Annotated in this window: 18 protein-coding genes; 9 read left to right on the top strand and 9 right to left on the bottom strand. The window is 65.9% G+C overall.

The features are described from left to right. Window positions 1-22 precede the first annotated feature (22 nt). The 3 genes from EDC22_RS16280 to EDC22_RS16270 form a co-directional block, all read right to left on the bottom strand. Complete coding sequence (locus EDC22_RS16280; protein ID WP_132807736.1) at window positions 23-2,560, bottom strand: branched-chain amino acid ABC transporter ATP-binding protein/permease; 2,538 nt, start codon at window positions 2,558-2,560, stop codon at window positions 23-25. Beyond that, complete coding sequence (locus EDC22_RS16275) at window positions 2,557-3,435, bottom strand: branched-chain amino acid ABC transporter permease (protein ID WP_132807735.1); 879 nt, start codon at window positions 3,433-3,435, stop codon at window positions 2,557-2,559. Before EDC22_RS16275 ends, EDC22_RS16280 begins: the two co-directional genes overlap by 4 nt. A 64-nt stretch (window positions 3,436-3,499) precedes the next feature. Next, the gene (locus EDC22_RS16270; protein WP_132807734.1) at window positions 3,500-4,771 is read right to left on the bottom strand and encodes an ABC transporter substrate-binding protein; all 1,272 of its coding nucleotides are present in this window, start codon (window positions 4,769-4,771) and stop codon (window positions 3,500-3,502) included. 187 nt (window positions 4,772-4,958) lie between these two features. Here EDC22_RS16270 and EDC22_RS16265 point away from each other — a divergent pair, with 187 nt between their 5' ends. Continuing rightward, window positions 4,959-5,930, top strand: coding sequence for a LysR substrate-binding domain-containing protein (locus EDC22_RS16265; RefSeq protein ID WP_132807733.1), 972 nt, complete (start codon window positions 4,959-4,961; stop codon window positions 5,928-5,930). An 85-nt stretch (window positions 5,931-6,015) separates the two neighbouring features. Here EDC22_RS16265 and EDC22_RS16260 read toward each other — a convergent pair whose 3' ends face one another. Genes EDC22_RS16260 through tcuA form a run of 4 tightly spaced genes read right to left on the bottom strand, consistent with a single transcriptional unit; the run spans window position 6,016 to window position 11,413 of the window. Next, window positions 6,016-6,384, bottom strand: coding sequence for a cupin domain-containing protein (locus EDC22_RS16260; RefSeq protein ID WP_132807732.1), 369 nt, complete (start codon window positions 6,382-6,384; stop codon window positions 6,016-6,018). 26 nt (window positions 6,385-6,410) lie between these two features. After that, window positions 6,411-8,201 carry a thiamine pyrophosphate-binding protein gene (locus EDC22_RS16255; protein ID WP_132807731.1) on the bottom strand — a complete coding sequence of 597 codons (1,791 nt, stop codon included), beginning with the start codon at window positions 8,199-8,201 and terminating at the stop codon, window positions 6,411-6,413. 15 nt (window positions 8,202-8,216) lie between these two features. Further along, window positions 8,217-9,896, bottom strand: a complete 1,680-nt coding sequence (locus tag EDC22_RS16250; protein WP_132807730.1) for an FAD-dependent oxidoreductase — start codon at window positions 9,894-9,896, stop codon at window positions 8,217-8,219. 32 nt (window positions 9,897-9,928) lie between these two features. After that, complete coding sequence (gene tcuA / locus EDC22_RS16245; protein ID WP_132807729.1) at window positions 9,929-11,413, bottom strand: FAD-dependent tricarballylate dehydrogenase TcuA; 1,485 nt, start codon at window positions 11,411-11,413, stop codon at window positions 9,929-9,931. Window positions 11,414-12,266: 853 nt separating this feature from the next. Between tcuA and EDC22_RS16240 the strand changes: the two genes are divergently transcribed. Together EDC22_RS16240 and EDC22_RS18140 are read left to right on the top strand one after the other, a co-directional pair. After that, window positions 12,267-12,620: a helix-turn-helix domain-containing protein gene (locus tag EDC22_RS16240; protein WP_132807778.1), complete on the top strand. Its 354-nt coding sequence runs from the start codon at window positions 12,267-12,269 to the stop codon at window positions 12,618-12,620. Between the two features lie 43 nt (window positions 12,621-12,663). Then, window positions 12,664-12,987 (top strand): hypothetical protein, encoded by a 324-nt coding sequence (locus EDC22_RS18140; protein WP_245499806.1) that lies wholly within the window; start codon window positions 12,664-12,666, stop codon window positions 12,985-12,987. Window positions 12,988-13,086: 99 nt separating this feature from the next. On the opposite strand, the gene EDC22_RS18135 is transcribed toward EDC22_RS18140, so the two are convergent. After that, the gene (locus EDC22_RS18135; RefSeq protein WP_245499805.1) at window positions 13,087-13,446 is read right to left on the bottom strand and encodes a hypothetical protein; all 360 of its coding nucleotides are present in this window, start codon (window positions 13,444-13,446) and stop codon (window positions 13,087-13,089) included. Here EDC22_RS18135 and EDC22_RS16230 point away from each other — a divergent pair. From EDC22_RS16230 to EDC22_RS16210, 6 genes are all read left to right on the top strand, one after another. Next, complete coding sequence (locus EDC22_RS16230; RefSeq protein WP_132807728.1) at window positions 13,440-13,706, top strand: DUF5659 domain-containing protein; 267 nt, start codon at window positions 13,440-13,442, stop codon at window positions 13,704-13,706. The genes EDC22_RS18135 and EDC22_RS16230 overlap by 7 nt on opposite strands. After that, window positions 13,699-13,920: a hypothetical protein gene (locus EDC22_RS16225; RefSeq protein ID WP_132807727.1), complete on the top strand. Its 222-nt coding sequence runs from the start codon at window positions 13,699-13,701 to the stop codon at window positions 13,918-13,920. Before EDC22_RS16230 ends, EDC22_RS16225 begins: the two co-directional genes overlap by 8 nt. 135 nt (window positions 13,921-14,055) lie before the next feature. After that, entirely contained in the window at window positions 14,056-14,280 is a 225-nt protein-coding gene (locus tag EDC22_RS16220; RefSeq protein ID WP_132807726.1) for a hypothetical protein, read from the top strand. Beyond that, window positions 14,270-14,422 carry a hypothetical protein gene (locus tag EDC22_RS18130; protein WP_245499804.1) on the top strand — a complete coding sequence of 51 codons (153 nt, stop codon included), beginning with the start codon at window positions 14,270-14,272 and terminating at the stop codon, window positions 14,420-14,422. The genes EDC22_RS16220 and EDC22_RS18130 overlap by 11 nt, the downstream gene beginning before the upstream one ends. 12 nt (window positions 14,423-14,434) lie before the next feature. After that, window positions 14,435-15,367: a DUF7146 domain-containing protein gene (locus tag EDC22_RS16215; RefSeq protein WP_245499803.1), complete on the top strand. Its 933-nt coding sequence runs from the start codon at window positions 14,435-14,437 to the stop codon at window positions 15,365-15,367. Window positions 15,368-15,645: 278 nt separating this feature from the next. Then, the gene (locus EDC22_RS16210; protein ID WP_245499802.1) at window positions 15,646-17,121 is read left to right on the top strand and encodes a hypothetical protein; all 1,476 of its coding nucleotides are present in this window, start codon (window positions 15,646-15,648) and stop codon (window positions 17,119-17,121) included. 60 nt (window positions 17,122-17,181) lie between these two features. Here the strand turns inward: EDC22_RS16210 and EDC22_RS17970 are convergent. Beyond that, window positions 17,182-17,350 (bottom strand): transposase (locus tag EDC22_RS17970; RefSeq protein WP_165926949.1); only part of this gene is annotated, 169 nt, incomplete at its 5' end.

The raw sequence follows: 17,350 nt of genomic DNA, 5'->3' as shown, positions 1-17,350 counted from the left end.
GCCGGACCTTTCCGTACTTCGTTCACAGCCACAGGATCTGCTTGCGGTATTCGAGATCGGTGAGCAGCGCGTGGGCCGGCCCCTGATGGAAAACCTCGCCGCGCTCGAGAGCGAAGACCCGGTCGGCGAGCGCCAGGACGAGGTCGAGATTGTGCTCCACGACGATGATCGGCAGGTCGGCGCGCAGCCGGTCGAGCACGTCGAACAGCTCGTCGATGACGGCCGGTGCCAGACCCTCGAACGGCTCGTCGAGCAGCAGCAGTCTGACATTGCCGGAGAGCGCCCGCGCGATGGACAGCATCTGCTGCTCGCCACCGGAGAGATAATCGGCATGGGTGTGCAGGCGCTCGCGAAGGCGCGGAAACATCTCCAGGATGCGCTCCTCGCTCCACACCACGCCGCCGCGCGACTCGGTGGTACGCGCGAGCCGCCCCAGTTCGAGATTCTCGGCGACCGTCATGCCGGCGAACAGACCCCGATTCTGCGGCACGTAGCCGATTCCGAGACGGGCGACCTCATGGGCAGGCAGCCCGACGATCTCGCGGCCCTCGAAGATGATGCTGCCCGACTTCGGTGGCACCAGCCCGGCCAGAGACTTCAGCAACGTCGACTTGCCGGCGCCGTTGCGGCCGAGCAGCGCGACGATCTCGCCCTTGCGCACCTCCAGCGTCGCGTCGTTGAGGATATGGCTCTTGCCGTAGAAGGTGTTGAGTTTCTGTGCCGAGAGGACGACCTCGTTGCCGCTCACCAAGCATGGCGGCCGCCCGGCGAGGGCATGCGCCCCCTTTCCGGTGTAGATTTCCTGCACGCGCCGGTCGTTGCGGATTTCCTCGGGACTTCCGGAGACCAGCACCTCGCCTTGGTTCATAACCGTGACCCGGTGTGACAGGGCGAGCACCCGGTCGATATCGTGCTCGACGAGCAGCACCGGGATGTTCGACGACACGGTGCGCACGAGGTCGAAAACGCGCTCGCGCTCGGCTGCGGCGAGGCCCGCCAGCGGCTCGTCGAGCAGCAGCACTTGCGGGCGCGAGGCGAGCGCGATGCCGAGATCGACGAGCCGCTGGCCGCCATAGGACAGGTCCCTGCCCTTGATGTCCTCGATGCCTTCTAGGCCAAGGAAGCGGATCAGTTCGGCCGTGTCGGCGTTCACCTGCGTGTAGCTGTCGACGTCGCGCCAGAAGTTGAAGCGACCTGGATGGCGTGCCTGGGCGGACAGACGCAGGTTCTCGAGGATCGACAGCCCCTCGAACAGGTTGGTGATCTGGAACGAGCGGGCCAGCCCCTGCTGGCAGATCGCGTCGGGAGACAGCCCGTGAATCGGCCGACCATGGAGCCTGACCGTGCCGCGGTCGGGCGCATAGGCGCCAGAAATCAAGTTGAACAATGTTGTCTTGCCGGCGCCGTTCGGTCCGATGAGCGCATGGATCTGCCCCGACTCCACGGCGAGCCTGGCGCCGTTCACGGCCTGGATGCCGCCAAAGCGCTTCGCCACGTCGTCGACCTCGAGCACGGCGCCCTCGCGGCGCTGTGGCCGCAGGAACTCCGGCACGGGCAGGCCTTGATAGATCCTGCGCCGACTCATCGCCGCGTCCTCCTCGGGCGGCGGCCGCAGACGGTCGCGAATCCGGGCGCCGATGCCGACGATCCCACCCGGCAAGTACATGACGAAGGCGACGAAGATCAGGCCGAACCAGAACAGCCAGTCCTGCGTCCAGATCGAGAACAGCTCGCGGAACAGGATGTAGAACATGACGCCGACGGCGGGGCCGAGGATGTGATGGTGCATCCCGCCGATGACGACCATGGCAAGAAGTTCGCCGGAAAACTCGATCGAGGTCGCCTCGGCCGACACTATGTAGTGCTGGAAGCCCGACAGCGCGCCGGCAAGCGCGGTGACGGTGGCTGACAGCACGAACACCGCGAGCTTGTAGCGCTGGACCGGATAGCCCTGGAACGTCGCCCGCGCCTGGTTCTCGCGGATGGCGACCAGCACGTGGCCGAACGGCGAGTGGACGACGCGCACGAGCAGGTAAAGCGCGGCAAGACCGACAAGGGCGACGAAGATGTAGTAGTTCATCTGCACGTCGAGGCTGAACGGCCCGATCGAGCCGCGCCGCAAGCCGCCGAGGCCATCTTCGCCGCCGGTGACGGCCGTCCAACGGAAGGAGATCGTGTAGGTGAGCGCGCAGAGCGCCAGCGTCATCAGGGCGAAGTAGACGCCGCGGCGGCGCAGCATCACCGCGCCGACGATCGCGGACAGGAGCGCGACGAACGCCATGCCGCACAGGATCGGCAGGACGATCTGGTCGGGAAGGACGTGACGCTGGGCGAGCGCTGCAGCATAGCCACCGATCCCGAACCAGGCGGCATGGCCGAACGAGACGAGGCCGGCATAGCCCATCATCATGTTCAGGCCGAGGGCGGCGATCGTGAGGACGACGATCACCGTCGCCGTGCTGACCGTCAGGCCGAACCACGGCACAACGAAGGGGAGCACCGCCAGGCCGACAGCGGCGATCACCAGCGGCTGATACTTGGCAAGAAGTCTGGACTTCATTTCTCGAACTTCTCGATCGGCTCGCCGAGGAGGCCGCGCGGGCGCAGCAGCAGCACGAGGAACATCAGGACATACATGGATGCCTCGCCGGCGGCGGGCGCGTAGTGGATGGTGACGCCGCGCACGACGCCGACCAGCACCGCCGCGAGCACGACGCCCCAGAAGCTGCCGAGCCCGCCGATGACTACGACGACGAAGGCGATGGTGAGGATTTCTGCGCCCATCGCCGGATGGACGATGGTGATCGGCGCGAAGAGCGCGCCTGCGAGCGCAGCGAGGCCGACTCCGAGCATGACGATCGTCGTCATGTAAGGCTGGAGGCGGATACCCAGCGCCGCGACCATGTCGGGCTGCTGGATGCCGGCGCGCACGACGCGTCCGAACGCCGTCTTGTTGAGGAGCAGCCACAGACCGGCCATCACCACCACGACCACGGCGAGCAGGGTCAGGCGGTAGCGGGAGAACAGGAATTCGCCGAGCATGACCGGGCCGCGGAACTCGGGGGGCAGGTTCTGAACCAGCGGCGCGGAGCCCCAGATCATGCGCAGCGCCTGCTCTGCCACCATGGCGAGCCCGAATGTGACGAGGAGACTGATGATCGGATCCTCGCGATAGAAGCGTCGCAGGATCAGGCGCTCGAAGACGATGCCAAGCATCGCGACGAGCACGGGCGAGATCACGATGCCGGGCATGAAGCCCAGCCAGCGGCTGATGGTGATCGACAGATAGGCGCCGAGCGCATAGAAGGCGCCGTGCGCAAGATTGACAATGCCGCCGACGCTGAAGATCAGCGACAGGCCGAGGGCGATGAGCAGGTAGTAGCCTCCGAGCACGAGGCCGTTGACCACCTGCTCCAGCAGGAAGACGAATTGCATCATCGGGTCCACGAGGTTCGACCTGCGGGCGGACCGTCATGGACCGCCCGCGACTGGTCGATGCTCAGAACGTGCAGGTGTTCTGCTGCGCCGTTGGATAGATGTTCTCAAGCGGCTCGGAGGCGTCCGGAACCGGGTCGCCGAGCACGATCATGTCGTAGACGTCGGCCGCCTCGCCCGCGGGCTTCACCGTGAACGGATATGCTTCCTGGATGAGCTGATGGTCCCACGAGCGGAAATGGGCAGGCCGATCCTTGAGGATGTCGAACTCGGCGCCCGATTCCAGATACTCGATCAGGGCTGGGGTCTCGGCTGAGCCGACCTCCCCCATCGCCTGCGCCATGATCTTCAGTGTGATGTAGGAGATCCATGCATGATTCTCGGGCAGGCGATTGTATTTGGCCTGGAATGCCTCGACGAAGGTCTTCGAGCGCGGGTTGTCCAGCGTGTGATACCACACCGTCGGCCACGTACCCGTCAGGTTGCCGACACCGGCCGCCCAGGCGTCGGCCGTATTGAGGTTGAAACCGACCGTCGGGTACGGCAGCCCGAACTCGGCGTACTGCTTGATGAAGTTCGTCACCTGGTTGCCGGCGAGGTTGAGGCAGACGATGTCGGGCCGCGCCTGACGGACCTTGATCAGGAACGGACTGAAATCGGTGACGTCGGTGGCGATCAGCTCGTTGCCGATCAGCGTCGCATTGTTGGCGGCGAAGAAGTTCTTGGCCGCCGCGAGAAGGTCGTGGCCGAATACGTAATCGGCCGTCAGGGTATAGAAGTTCTTGCCGTCGACCATGCCGTCACGCTTGAGCGCGCTGCCGACGGCATTGACCATCACCGTGTTCGGGATGTCGATGCAGAACATGTACTTGCTGCAGTTTGCCCCGCGCAGAACGTCCGAGCGCGGGCCGACAGCGATGAACAGCTTCTGATGGCGCGCTGCGACCTGAGAGATGGCAAGCGCGGAGGCGGAACTGATCTCGCCGGCGATGAAGTCGACGCCATCGCGCTCGATCATGCGCTGGGCCTTGGTGGCCGCGTTCTCGGGATTAATCGAATCCTCGGACATGACGTCGATCTGACGACCGTTGACGCCGCCGGCGGCGTTGATCTCCTCCGCAGCCATCTGGATGCCCTGCACGGCATACTCGCCCAGCGTGCCGAGAAAGCCGGTCATCGGGGTGAGGTGGCCGATTCGAATCGCCTTGGGCTGAGCCCGCACGATGGCCGGGAACCCGAGCAACCCTACGGCCGCCGCGCCGGCGCCCGCCTTCAGGGCATCGCGCCTGGACCAGTATCCGGACGCGTGCGGTGCACCGCTGTCGGAAATCTTCATCGTCATTCCTCCCTGACGTGACGTGTCATGCGCCGAATCGCACCGCTTGGCGCCGTGGCATCGAATGCAACTGCGCCCGGACGATCCTTTTCAGGCAGTGTAGAAGGCCCTTTCCGCGAGCGGAAATATGGAATAGGGAAGCTGGTATAAGCCAAACTTATACCAACAACCGGAGTTTCACTGTCGCATGGACATCCGTCAGCTTCGCTATTTCGTTCAGATCGTCGAGGCCGGCAGCCTCTCCAAGGCGTCGAGCCTGCTGCACATCGCGCAACCGGCGCTAAGCCAGCAGCTGGCCAAGCTGGAGAGCCTCGTCGGCAAGCCGTTGCTCAACCGCTCGTCGCGTGGCGTTTCGCCGACGGAGAACGGGCTTGCCCTTTACAATCATGCGAAGTTCATGTTGCGCCAGCTCGACCAGGCACTGTCGATCGCGCGCAGCGAATCCGCCGTGCAGGGCATGGTCACGGTCGGCCTGCCTGCCACCACGGTCGCCGCGATCGGCCTGCCGCTCGTCACCCGCGTGCGCGAGCGCTATCCGGCGATCCTGCTCAACGTGGTCGAAGGCATGAGCGGCCATATCGGCCAGCTCATGCGGCTGGGCCAGCTCGACCTCGCGGTGCTGTTCAGCAGCGAGGACCTGCCCGAGATCGTCGTCGAGCCGCTGATGATCGAGGAGCTTTTCCTGATGCTGCCAGCGCATTCAACGCTGGTGCCGCAGCATCGCAGGACGATCACGATCGCCGAGGCCGCGGAGCTGCCGCTGATCCTGCCAACCGGCTCGCACGGGCTGCGCCAGCGCATTGCCATCGAATTCGAGAACCGCGGCCTGACCAGCAACGTCGTCGCCGAGATCGATTCGCTGTCCCTGCTGATGAATGCCGTGTTCTGCGGCATGGGCGCGACCATCAAGCCGATGGGCGCGGTGATGCAGGAAGGCGCACGCGGGCGGGAATGGCGCTGCCTGTCCTTCTCGGACCTGCGCTTCCGGCGCCGCAACTATCTCCATCGTCTGCCGCCAGAGCGGTCGACGGCTGCGGCGGTTGTGGTGGCCAACGAGCTCAAGGAGTGCGCGCGCGAGCTGATCGAGAGCAAGAACTGGCGAGGCTTCGAGGAGGCGCGGGCGCAGCGCGCCAGCAGCGTCAGCCGGCTCGCGAGCTGAGGAATGCCTTGCCTGAAGCGGGCGACGCGCCACCGGACCGTCGGTCGAAAGCACGCCCGCCGCCCGATCCCGTCACGGGAGAGTCTTACGCGTCCTTCACCGGTGTCGTGACGACGATGAAGGTCAGGTTGCCGAGCCCGCTGTTCTGGATCGAATGCGGCACGCCTGGCGGCAGGAAGACGACATCGTGTTGCCGCACCACCCGCTTCTCGTCGCCGATTTCCATCAGTCCCTCGCCCTCGAGGACGTGATAGACCTGCTCCTGCACCTTGTGCTGATGCTTCGCCACATAGGCCATCGGAGCGTAGGTGGAGATGCGGTAGTCAAGCTGGCGCGAGCCGACCGTGTCGGGATGCACCAATGCCTTGGACAGCGCACCGCCGAAATGGTCGGGAAACTGCTGCCAGGGCTCCTCGGCAATGTTTCGGATGCTGGCCTCGTAAGGCTTGCTCATCGGTAGACCTCCCTAGTTGATCCATGTCAGTCGCGGTCGCCGGGCCGCCATGGCCGGCCGAACACCGGTTGCTTCGGCGGGATCGGCGGCAGTTCCCACGCGCCGGTCGCCGGCGGGCGAATGTTGGCGTCGACATGGACGTCGATCAGCGCCGGACGGTTGGCGGCGACCGCCATTTCGAGCACGCCGGCGAAATCCTGCGAGCGGGTGACGGTGTAGCCGTCGACGCCTGCCGCGCGCGCCCAGGCGGCAAAGTCGGGATTGTAGGGTTCCCGGTTTTGCCCGTGGTAGAAGGCTGTGCCGTATTCGCGACTGTCGAAGTATGCATACTGGAGATCGCGGATCGCACCCCAGGCGAAGTTGTTCCACACCACCCAGACGACCGGAATGTCGTACTCCACCGCGGTGCACAGCACGTGCGGCACCATGGTGAAGCCCCCGTCACCGCAGATCGACACGACTGGCCGGTCCGGTGCTGCGAGCTTGGCGCCGAGCGCCGAGCTCGGGCCAAAACCCATGCCCGAATAGCCCCAGGTGTTGAGCATCGACTGCGGTCGTCTCGCCTGCCAGAACTGCATGAACCAGTTGTGGTGGACGCCGGAATCAAGCGTGATGATGACGTCGTCGGGCAGCACCGCGCGGCAGTCGGCAACGATACGCTCCGGCCGGATCGGAGTCGCATGACTCTCGAAGCCCGGCCGGACGAAGTCCTCCCATTCTGTCCGCCAGCCAGCGATGTCCTGATGCCACGCCTGCAGTCTCGGTTCCTCCGGAATGCCGCGCGCATCGACGCCGGCGAGGAGCTGGCGCAGGAAGGTGCGAGCATCGGCGAGGATCGCAAGGTCGGGCGGATAGTTGCGGCCGAGCTCGGCATGGTCGAGATCGACGTGGACGAGCCGCGTATGCGGAAAGTTCCATGAATAGCCCGGAATCCAGGATGAGGCGGATCGGTCATCGAATCGCACGCCGATGGCGAGCACCAGATCGGCATGACGGCCGGCCTGATTGGCAGGATATGCGCCGTTTCGCCCGATGAAGCCCAGGGACAGCTCGTGGCGCATGTCGATCGTGCCCATGCCGTTCGGCGACGAGATGACGGGCACCGACAGGCGCTCGGCCAGCGCCGTCAGCTCATTGCCGGCCTCCGACAGCGTCACGCCGTGGCCGACGAACAGAACGGGCCGTTCGGCGGCGAGCAGCCAGTCGAGCACGGTCGCTATGTCTTCGGGCGATGTGCCGCTGCGGCGGGTGCCGAAGCCGTTCCACGGCGCCTCCTCCTTAACCTCGGCGCTCTCGACGAAGAGGTTGTAGGGCACGTCGAGATTGACCGGACCGGGACGGCCCGTGGTCATGGTCTGGGCAGCCTGCCGCATGGCGAGCGGCAACATCTCCACGCGCGTCGGCTGGAAGCTGCGCTTCACCACCGGACGGATCACGTTATTGAAATCCGCCTGGTGGTGGTGGTTCAGCTCCTGGAAGGGGCCGCGGTTGAACTGCGAGGTCGGCACGTTGGCAGTGATGGAGAACACGGCCGAGGAATCGGTCTGCGCCACGGCGAGGCCCATGATCAGGTTGGCCGAGCCTGGCCCGGTCGATGTCAGCGTGGCGGCGGGCCTGTGGCTGACCCGGAAGAATCCGTCCGCCATGTGGGCTGCAGTCTGCTCGTGGCGCGGCGAGACGAGCTTCACGTCGTCGCGCACCTCGTAGAGGCAATCGAGCAGCCCGACATTGCCGTGGCCGCAGATGCCGAAGACGTATGGCATCTTCTCCTTGACCAGGAACTCGGCGATCAGGTCGCCACCCTTGCGCAGTGCCATTTCCGAACCTTCTCCTCAGTTCCGTTCACCGGCCGCGTGGTTGGCGGCGATCCAGCCAAATGTCATGCCCTGACCGAGCTGCGCGCCCGCCCCGGGATACTCGCCGCCAAAGGCGGACTGCATGTCGTTGCCGCAGACATACAGGCCGGGGATCGGCTTGCCGTCGCGGTCGAGCACGCGCGCATTGACATCCGCGCGCAGGCCCCGGCTGGTGCCGAGGGGCATCGGTGCAATCTCGACGGCATGGAAGGGCGGCACTGTGATCGGACCGACGCAAGGGTTCGGCCGGACATCGGGATCGCCGCCGGCCCTGTCGTAGATCGACTCGCCCTTGCCGAAATCCGGATCCTTGCCGCTTGCGGCAAAGTTGTTCCAACGCTCAATGGTTGCGGCCAGCGCGTCGGCCGGAATGCCGATCCGCGCTGCCAGTCCGGCGATGGAGTCCGCTTCCTTGAGATAACCGTTGCGCACATAGTGCGCGAGTTTCGGGCTGCGAGGCCGGATCAGGCCCAGACCATGGCGCCGGATGAAGGCGCGGTCGCAGATGAGCCAGGCCGGAACTGCCCCCGTCGCATACATCGCGCGCACGAACTCGTGGTAGGAGACGGCCTCGTTGACGAAGCGCCGGCCCGTGCGGTCGACCGCGATGAGACCGGGCTTCGGCCGGTCAAGCACGATGTGCGGCCATAGGGCGGTTGAGCCATCCGGCCGGATCATCACCGAGCCCGGGAACCAAAAGGCATTGTCGAGCCCCGACGGTCCGAGCGTACCGCCGGCAGCGAGCGCCAGTGCAATCGTGCTGCCGTCGCAGCCGGGCGCGGCCACACTGTGGTCGGGCGCGGGCTTAGGCAGCTGCTCCTCGCACCATTGCCGATTGGCCGGGAAGCCGCCGCCGGCCATGACCACGCCGCGGCGCGCATGCGCCATGCGCTCGATACCGGCATGCGTGAAGCGCACGCCGCCGACCCGGCCGTCCTGGATCACGAGGTCGTCCGGCCTCGCGGCTGTCAACACCTCCACTCCGGTGTCGCGGCAGCGGAAGAAGAGGTGGGCAACGAGCGCGTTGCCGAGCACCAGCCGCGTGCCGCGGTGGTGGCGGAGCCGATCGCTGAGGTAGCGCGCGATGAGTCTGAGGCCAAGCCACGCGGCGCGCGGTGCGCGGTCGGCGCGTAGCAGCTCCGCCGCTTCGGCGCGCGTTACCATCATTCCGCCGAACAGCATCAGCTCAGGCAGGGGCGGTTCAAGCAGCGCAAAATTGGCGCCAAGCAACCGGCCGTCGAAGGGGGGAGGTTCGAGTGCCCGCCCGCCCGAAGCAGCGCCTGGATGATCCTGCCGGTAGTCGGGCGCAGCCATGAACGGCCGGAAGGCAAGGCCCGAACGCGATTCCAGATCGTACAGCATCTTCGGCGCGGCATCGAGGAAGGCGCGCCACATCGCCGCCTCGCCACGGTCGCCAACCAGCGAGGCCAGATAGGTCTCGGCGGCGGTGCGGTCGTTGTGAACGCCGCGCGCCTCGAGGTGATGGTTGGCGGGGATCCAGACCGTGCCGGAGGAGCGCGCGCTGGTTCCACCGATGGTTTCGGCATGTTCGAGCACGAGACAGCTCAGGCCCGCGAGGCGCGCCGTGAGCGCAGCGGTGAGGCCGGCAGCGCCGCTTCCCAGCACGATCAGATCGTATCGGCTGCCGTCATCCATTGCGCCGTGCCCGTCATGCCGTCCCGCCGCCTTCAAGCGGCCCTGGCTGTCCTTGCCGCCGAGGTGCCGGCGATGCGACCGAACACGGCGCCGGACATCAGCCCGGTGCCGCCCGGATAGTTGAAGTAGAACAGGCCGCCGACGATCTCGCCGGCAGCGAACAGACCGCCGATCGGCGCGAGATCGACATCCAGAACCTGCGCATCCTCGTTGATGCGCAGCCCGCCGAAGGTGAAGGTGATGCCGCAGCCGACCTGGAACGCCTGGAACGGACCTTGGTCCAGCGTGTTGGCCCAGTTGGATTTCGGCACGGCGAGGCCGCGCGTGGCGCGCCCGTCCTTGACGTTGGGATTGAACGGGATTTCGGTGCAAACCGCTGCATTGTAGACGGCAACTTCCTCAAGGAAGGCGGCGGCATCGACGCCCTCCAGCTTGTCGGCAAGCTCCTCCAGCGTGTCGGCGACGACGCGCGTGACCTGCTTGATGCGGTATTCGTCGCGCAGCAGATGCGTCACCTTGGCGTCGAATATCTGCCAGGCGAAGTTTCCGGGCTGCTCGAGGATCACCCGTCCGTACTTGGCATAGGTATAGTTGCGGAAGTCGGCCCCTTCGTCGACAAAGCGACGGCCATTGGCGTTGACCATGATGCCGAAGGGATAGGAGTGCTTCTGGAAGCCGTCGCCGACGGCAAGATCGCCGAACTCCGGTGCATTGAAGTCCCAGCCGACGGCATGACAGCCCGACCAGTTGCCGTAGGCGGCCGCACCGATGGCGCGCGCCATCGCGATGCCGTCGCCGGTATTGAAGCGCGTGCCACGCACCCGCGCGAGCTCCCAGCCGGGGCCGAGATAGCGGGCGCGCAGTTCCGGATCAGATTCGAATCCTCCCGAGGCGAGCACGACGGCCTTTGCCGCGATCTCGACAATGCGTCCGGCCTGCTTCGCGCGCACGCCGGTCACGCGCCCTCCATCGTGGAGCAGCTCCAGCACACGGCAGCCATAGCGGATGTCGATGCCCTTCGATCGGGCAATCTCGGTCTCGGTGTCGACGAGGCCGGGGCCACCGCCCCATGCCTCGACGGTCAACCCACCCCAGAACTTGAATCGGCCGTCCACGTTGAACGCCTGCCTTCCGTAGATCGGCTGGAAGCGGACACCCTTGCCGCGCAGCCACTTCATCGTCTCGAAGCTGCGCCTGACGAGAAGTTCGCATAGCACCGGATCGGTGCGGTAGCGCGTGACGCGGAACATGTCGTCGAAGAACTGGTCCTCGGTATAGGTGCCGAAATCCGTGCGCTCGATCTCCTCCTCCGTCAGGTCGGGCATGACCTCGCGCAGGTCCTCCACGCCGCGATAGGCAAAGCGGATGGCGCCGGCCGTGAACCGGCTGTTGCCGCCGCTCTCCTCTTCGGGCGCGCGCTCCAGAACGGCGACCTTCGCCCCTTGTTCCTCGGCTGCAAGCGCTGCGCAGAACGCGGCATTCCCGCCGCCGACGACAACCACATCGAAACCCGGCATCTCCGCCCTCCCACGTTCTGCGCACGATTGTATACGTTCGTACCCGAGTTAGCAACGACGTCGAGTGGTCGCGAGTCGGTTCAGAAGCCGAAGACTTCGTCACGGCCGACGACGAGGGGGTGGTCGGGTCTGCCGCGCCAGGGTTGCGTCCGATGCTTGAAGCCGCCGAAAGGCACCTGGCCAGCGAAATGGCGACGTGGCGGTGGCACGCGGCCGGCGAACCTGGTCTCGACCTCTGCGGCATGCGCGAGGCGCTGGCGGAGACGCTCATGGAACGGCGGGGACGATCCTGTCGGACACGGGAACCGAGATCATCTCGATCGCAAGTTGGAGCTGGACGAGGGGCCATGCGGTGGAGCGGCGCTCCATCGCGCGGTCCTTCCGTCCGAGCGCAGCAGGGTAAGGTTACAAGAACACCCGGCTACGCCTGCGCTTGAACATGCCGGTCATGCTCGTACCCGATGATCGCCGCGAGCCACTCGCTCCGACGAACCTCGAAGGGTGCGCTCGCAAGCGGCTTCCTCCACCGAACTGTACCACTATTCGGGAAGTGACCCGTTGCCACCCTTCGCCAACTGCTTCAATTGTCAGCGGATACGGCAGCATCTCCCGCCTGCGACGGGGCCGGCGAAACGGCGAATGAGGCCTGAGCTGAGATTTGGCTGCCGTTCCTGAACGCTTATAGAACCATGTGCCTCGCCCCGGAACCGCATTTTCGGCGCGTTCTCGAAGAAATCTGGGACATGCGGCTGGCGGCGTGAATTGTCCCTGGATCGCTGTTTAGTCGTTGGTTGACAGCGGCCCGCGAATCGCGTGTGAAGTGACACCTAAACAGACGACGGAGCGTGAAGCCATGAAGGCCGGGAGGGAAAAGTTCGGCGCGTTCATCCGCCGCCAGCGGGAGGCGAAGGAGATTGGGCTGCGGGAGATGGCGAAAAAGATCGGGGTGAGCCCGACCTATCTGTCGAAGGTAGAGCGTGACGAGTTTCCGCCGCCGGCGGAGGACAAGGTGAGGAAGATCGCGGCGATCATCGATCACGATGCCGACGAGCTGCTGGCGCTGGCGGGCCGCGTGGCATCCGACCTGACCGACATCATCCGCGAGCGCCCGCGGGAAATGGCCGATTTCCTGCGGGCGGCAAGAGGGCTGACGGCAGAGGACATGGCCCGCCTGGCGCGGCAGGCACAGAAGGCGAAGGAAAAGTAGGCGCCGGTCGGCGCACCGACGATGCAGATGAGAATGAACAGGAATGACCCTTCGAGTGCCCTATATCCCCAATGACGTGATCGAGCGCGACGCCGAGGCCCTGCTTGGCGAGTTCGCTCGCGCCAAAGGGATCGAGGTGCGCCCGCCGATCCCGATTGAGGATATCGTCGAGAAGCACCTGAAGCTTCATGTCGAGCTCGACGATTTGCACCGGCTGCTCGATGTTCCGCGCAGCGGGATCGGCCTCGACCCGGACATGTTCGGCGCGATCTGGCTCGAAACCGGCCGCATCGTCATCGACGAAAGCCTCGATCCCGAAGAACGGCCCGAACGCGAGGGGCGCTACAGGTTCACGCTCGCCCATTAAGGCGGTGGCCATTGGCGCCTGCACCGGCCGCTGGTCCGTCCAACCCGAGATCAAGGTTCGCTCTTGGTCGATCGTCCGCGACCAACCGTCATCTGCCGCTCAAGCCAAGCCAAGGAGCGGGTGGAGTGGCAGGCGGATTACTACGCTTCGTGCCTGCTGATGCCGCGCAAGATGGTCTTTGCCGCTTGGGACGAGGCGTTTCCCGACCGCAAGCAGCGCGTTCTGCAACCGGAAACGCCGATCGAACATCCCTGAGTCGAGATCGGTCGCGATTTCGACGACGATGAAGATCGGGTGCTGGATGGCTTCGCCCGGCCGTTTGCCGAGCGCTTCCTTGTGTCGCCGATCGCGATGCGCATCCGGCTCGAAAAGCTCGGGCTGCTGCACCGTGTCGTGCCGCGCCAGCGGCTTCTGACCGAAGGCTTCTGACACTTTTTTAAGGGGACCGTTGAGTGTCAACTGAACAAGCGATACTGCCGGGCGAAGAGCGGCTAACCGCGTTCGAGACCCGCGACTTCTATCTCGCCTGTTTCCTGCGCTGCGCGGGATACGAGCTGCTCGATCTTCGTTCCGAGGGCCGGCGCAAGGTCTTCGTGTTTCAGGACCGGCCAACCCGGCGCGACGACGTGATGGCTTTCTACGGCGATGCCGCCACGGTCCGCCCGCAGGCATTCGCCGCCACCATCAAGGACATGAAAGGGCTTCTGCACAATGGTTGAGGCATCGATTGCTTCCTCGTCTCAACGAGTCGCCCGTGGACAGGTTCGCGAGGCGCTCGATCGTCTGGAAGGGCTTGTCATCGATGGTCTGAAGCACGGCTTCTTCGATTATTCGATCGCCTGCGAGGTCGGTAATGGCGGCAAGCGCCACCTCGTCATCCGCGCCGGCAAAAGCCACAAGTTCACGATCCCCGCGGAGGAAGTACCGCACTGACGGCGGTTCGACCGGCGATCCCTGCGACGGGGACGCCGAAGATGCAGATCACTTACGGTCCAGCGTCATCGGTGGGATTCCGAGACCGGAGGCCAGGAGCACGGAGCGGCGAGACGCCGGCCGTGAGGTCTTCGGATGAAACCATCACCCGCAAACGACAACTTGATCGAACAGACGCGTAGGCTCTGGCGTTCGCGCCTCGGCCGCGACGTGAGTTGCGAAGACGCCCGGCAGATCGTCGAGAACGTCACCGGCTTCTTTGCCGTTCTTGCCGAATGGTCGAACGCCGAGCGGACCGCGGCCAACGATAATGAGGCGCCCTCCAAATCGAACGACTGCGAGGTGCGCCATGACCGCTGAAGCCATTGCCAGGGCGCTCGGCGGACGCAAGGCGGGTGCGGCGTGGATGGCGCGCTGCCCGGCGCATGACGACCGTGCACCGAGCCTCTCGATCGCCGACGCCCGCGACGGCAAGGTGCTCGTGCGCTGCCATGCCGGATGAGATCAGCGCGACGTGATCGCCGCGCTTCGGGCGCGCGGCGTCTGGGACGCGGACGCGCGACGGCCAAACCGCTTTTCCCGCAAGCCCGATCGACCGCTGCCAGCCGGACCCGATTGCGATGCCATCAAGCGAACGGAAGCGGCGCTCGCCCTCTGGCGTGGCGCGCAATCGGCCGAGGGGACGCTAGTCGAGACTTATCTCGGATCGCGCGGCCTTGCCATTCCGATCCCGCCGTCGATCCGCTTCCATGCCGGGCTGAAGCATCCTTCTGGCGGCGTTTGGCCGGCGATGGTGGCGCTGGTGACGCACGGCGTTGACAGCAACCCGATCGGTATTCACCGCACGTTCCTGGCACGCGACGGAAGCGCGAAAGCGCCGGTTGAGCCGGCGAAGGTGATGCTCGGGCCGTGCCGCGGCGGCGCGGTGCGCCTCGCCGAGCCGCGTGACGTGCTGATGGTCGGCGAAGGCATCGAGACGTGCCTGGCTGCGCAGCAGGCGAGCGGTCGTCCGGCCTGGGCCGCGCTTTCGACATCGGGCCTTCGCGCCCTCGACCTGTCGCGCGAGGTCCGCGACGTGATCGTGCTCGCCGATGGCGACGAAGCCGGCGAAACGGCGGCGCAGGATTGCGCCTGGCGCTGGAAGCGAGAGGGCCGGCGCGTGCGCATTGCCCGCCCGCCGCAAGGTATGGACTTCAACGACCTGCTGATGCGCCGCACGCCTTGCATCGAGGAGGCGGCGCAATGGGCTCCTTGGACAATGGCGACAATGACGATCCGATCTGCGCGGCCATCGATGCCGCCGAGGAGGTTCGCGACCCGCTGGAAGGCCTCGTCGAAAGGACAGCCGCCGATCCCGGCGCCGCCTTCGCACCGGAGGTGCTCGAACGCCTCGCCGAACTTAAGCGAGACGATCGCGCCGCGTTCGAGGCTCTGCGGGCGCAATTGAAGAAGGCTGGATGCCGGGTGACGGCGCTGGACGACGCGATCGCCGAGGAAAGCGGCGAGCCGGGCGGGCGCGGGCCGACGCAGGCCGACATCCTGATCGAGCTGGCGCAATCTGCCGATCTGTTCCATACGCCAGACGGCACCGGCTTCGCCGACCTCGACATCAACGGCCATCGGGAAACCTGGCCGATCCGCCACAGGGGTTTCCGCCGGTGGCTCGCCCGCCGCTATTTCGAGGCAACGGGCGGCGCGCCAAGTTCGGAGGCGCTGCAATCGGTGTTGAACGTGATCGAGGCCAAGGCGCATTTCGACGCGCCGGAGCGCACCGTTCATGTTCGCGTCGCTGCGCTTATTGACTGTCTTTATCTCGACCTTGGCGACGAGACATGGCGGGCGGTGGAGATCGACGCCGCCGGCTGGCGGGTGATCGAAAATCCGCCGGTGCGTTTTCGCCGTGCGCCCGGCATGCTGGCCCTGCCGTTGCCGGTTCTCGGCGGTTCGGTCGCGACGCTGCGATCGTTCCTCAATGTCCGCTCCGACGCTGATTTCGAGCTGGTGGTCGCCTGGGCTTTGGCTTGCCTGCGCCATCGCGGTCCCTATCCGGTGCTGGTGCTCTCAGGCGAACAGGGTTCGGCGAAGTCCACCTTCTCGGCGATCCTAAGGGCGCTGCTCGATCCGAACACCGCGCCGTTACGGGCGTTGCCGCGAGAAGATCGCGACCTGTTCATCGCCGCCGGCAACGGCCATGTCCTTGCCTTCGACAACGTATCGGGCTTGCCGGCGTGGATCTCGGACACGCTTTGCCGCCTTGCCACCGGCGGCGGCTTCGCGGTGCGCCAGCTCTATACCGATCAGGACGAGATGCTGTTCGATGCGTCGCGCCCGGTGATCCTCAACGGTATCGAGGACATCGTCGCGCGGCCCGACCTCGCCGACCGAGCCCTGTTTCTCACGCTCGATCCGATCCCCGAGGAACGCCGGCGACCCGAGCAGGAATTGTGGGCAGCGTTCGAGGCCGAGCGCCCACGCATCCTCGGCGCGCTGCTCGATGCAGTCGCGAAGGGTCTGGCGATGCTGCCGCAAACGAGACTCAACAAGCTCCCACGCATGGCGGACTTCGCGTTGTGGGCCTCGGCCTGCGAAACTGCGCTATGGCCCACCGGCACGTTCTGGTCGGCCTACTGCGGCAATCGCGACGAGGCGGTCGAGGGGGTGATCGAAGCCGACCCGATCGCCGCCGCGGTGCGGGCGCTGACGGCGGCGCGGACGGAGTGGACGGGAACCGCCTCGGAGCTTCTGGGCGCCCTGGCCGAAATGGCGGGCGAGCGCATTTCCAAGTCCAAGACCTGGCCGGACAGCCCGCGGGCGCTCGCAGGCCGCTTGCGCCGGGCGGCGACCTTCCTGCGCAAAATCGGCATCGAGATCGGCTTCGAGCGCGAAGGCCGGGCGCGCACGCGGATCATCCGCATCGCGGGGCCATCATCCGCGCCAAAAACCGGAGGGATACAACCGTCCGCATCGTCCGCAACGTCCGCGATTCGGCCGAAAAACAATCCGGCCAACGGCTTCGCAGCACCATCGGCGCGGACGGTCGCCGCTCCTGCGGACACTGCAATGGGCGGCAACGGTGCAACCGTCCGCAGCAATCCGTTGAAATCCAACGGCGAGACCGATGCGGACGGTGCGGACGCAAATTGCCCGCCTCGATCCGAGCCGGAAAAAACGGGCATGCCCGGGTGGAGCGGACGACTATGAGCGCGGCGGAAGCCCTGAAGGCCGCGCGAGCGGCGGGCGTGAGAGCGTGTTTGAGAAGGGTCACTGCCATCTTCTGAGCAGCGTGGCGGTTGCGGCGATGGTGATGAGGGCTTCGGCGACGGCGGTGAGTTGCGCGTAGTCGCGCACCAGGCGGCGGCACTTCATGATCCAGGCGAAGCTGCGCTCGACCACCCAGCGCCGCTTGAGCACGACGAAGCCCGCGGCGGTC

This window comes from Tepidamorphus gemmatus, assembly GCF_004346195.1.
GTDB lineage: Bacteria > Pseudomonadota > Alphaproteobacteria > Rhizobiales > Tepidamorphaceae > Tepidamorphus > Tepidamorphus gemmatus.
The sequence above is the reverse complement of the archived record's forward strand: the minus strand, read 5'-3'. Positions and strand labels throughout refer to the sequence as shown.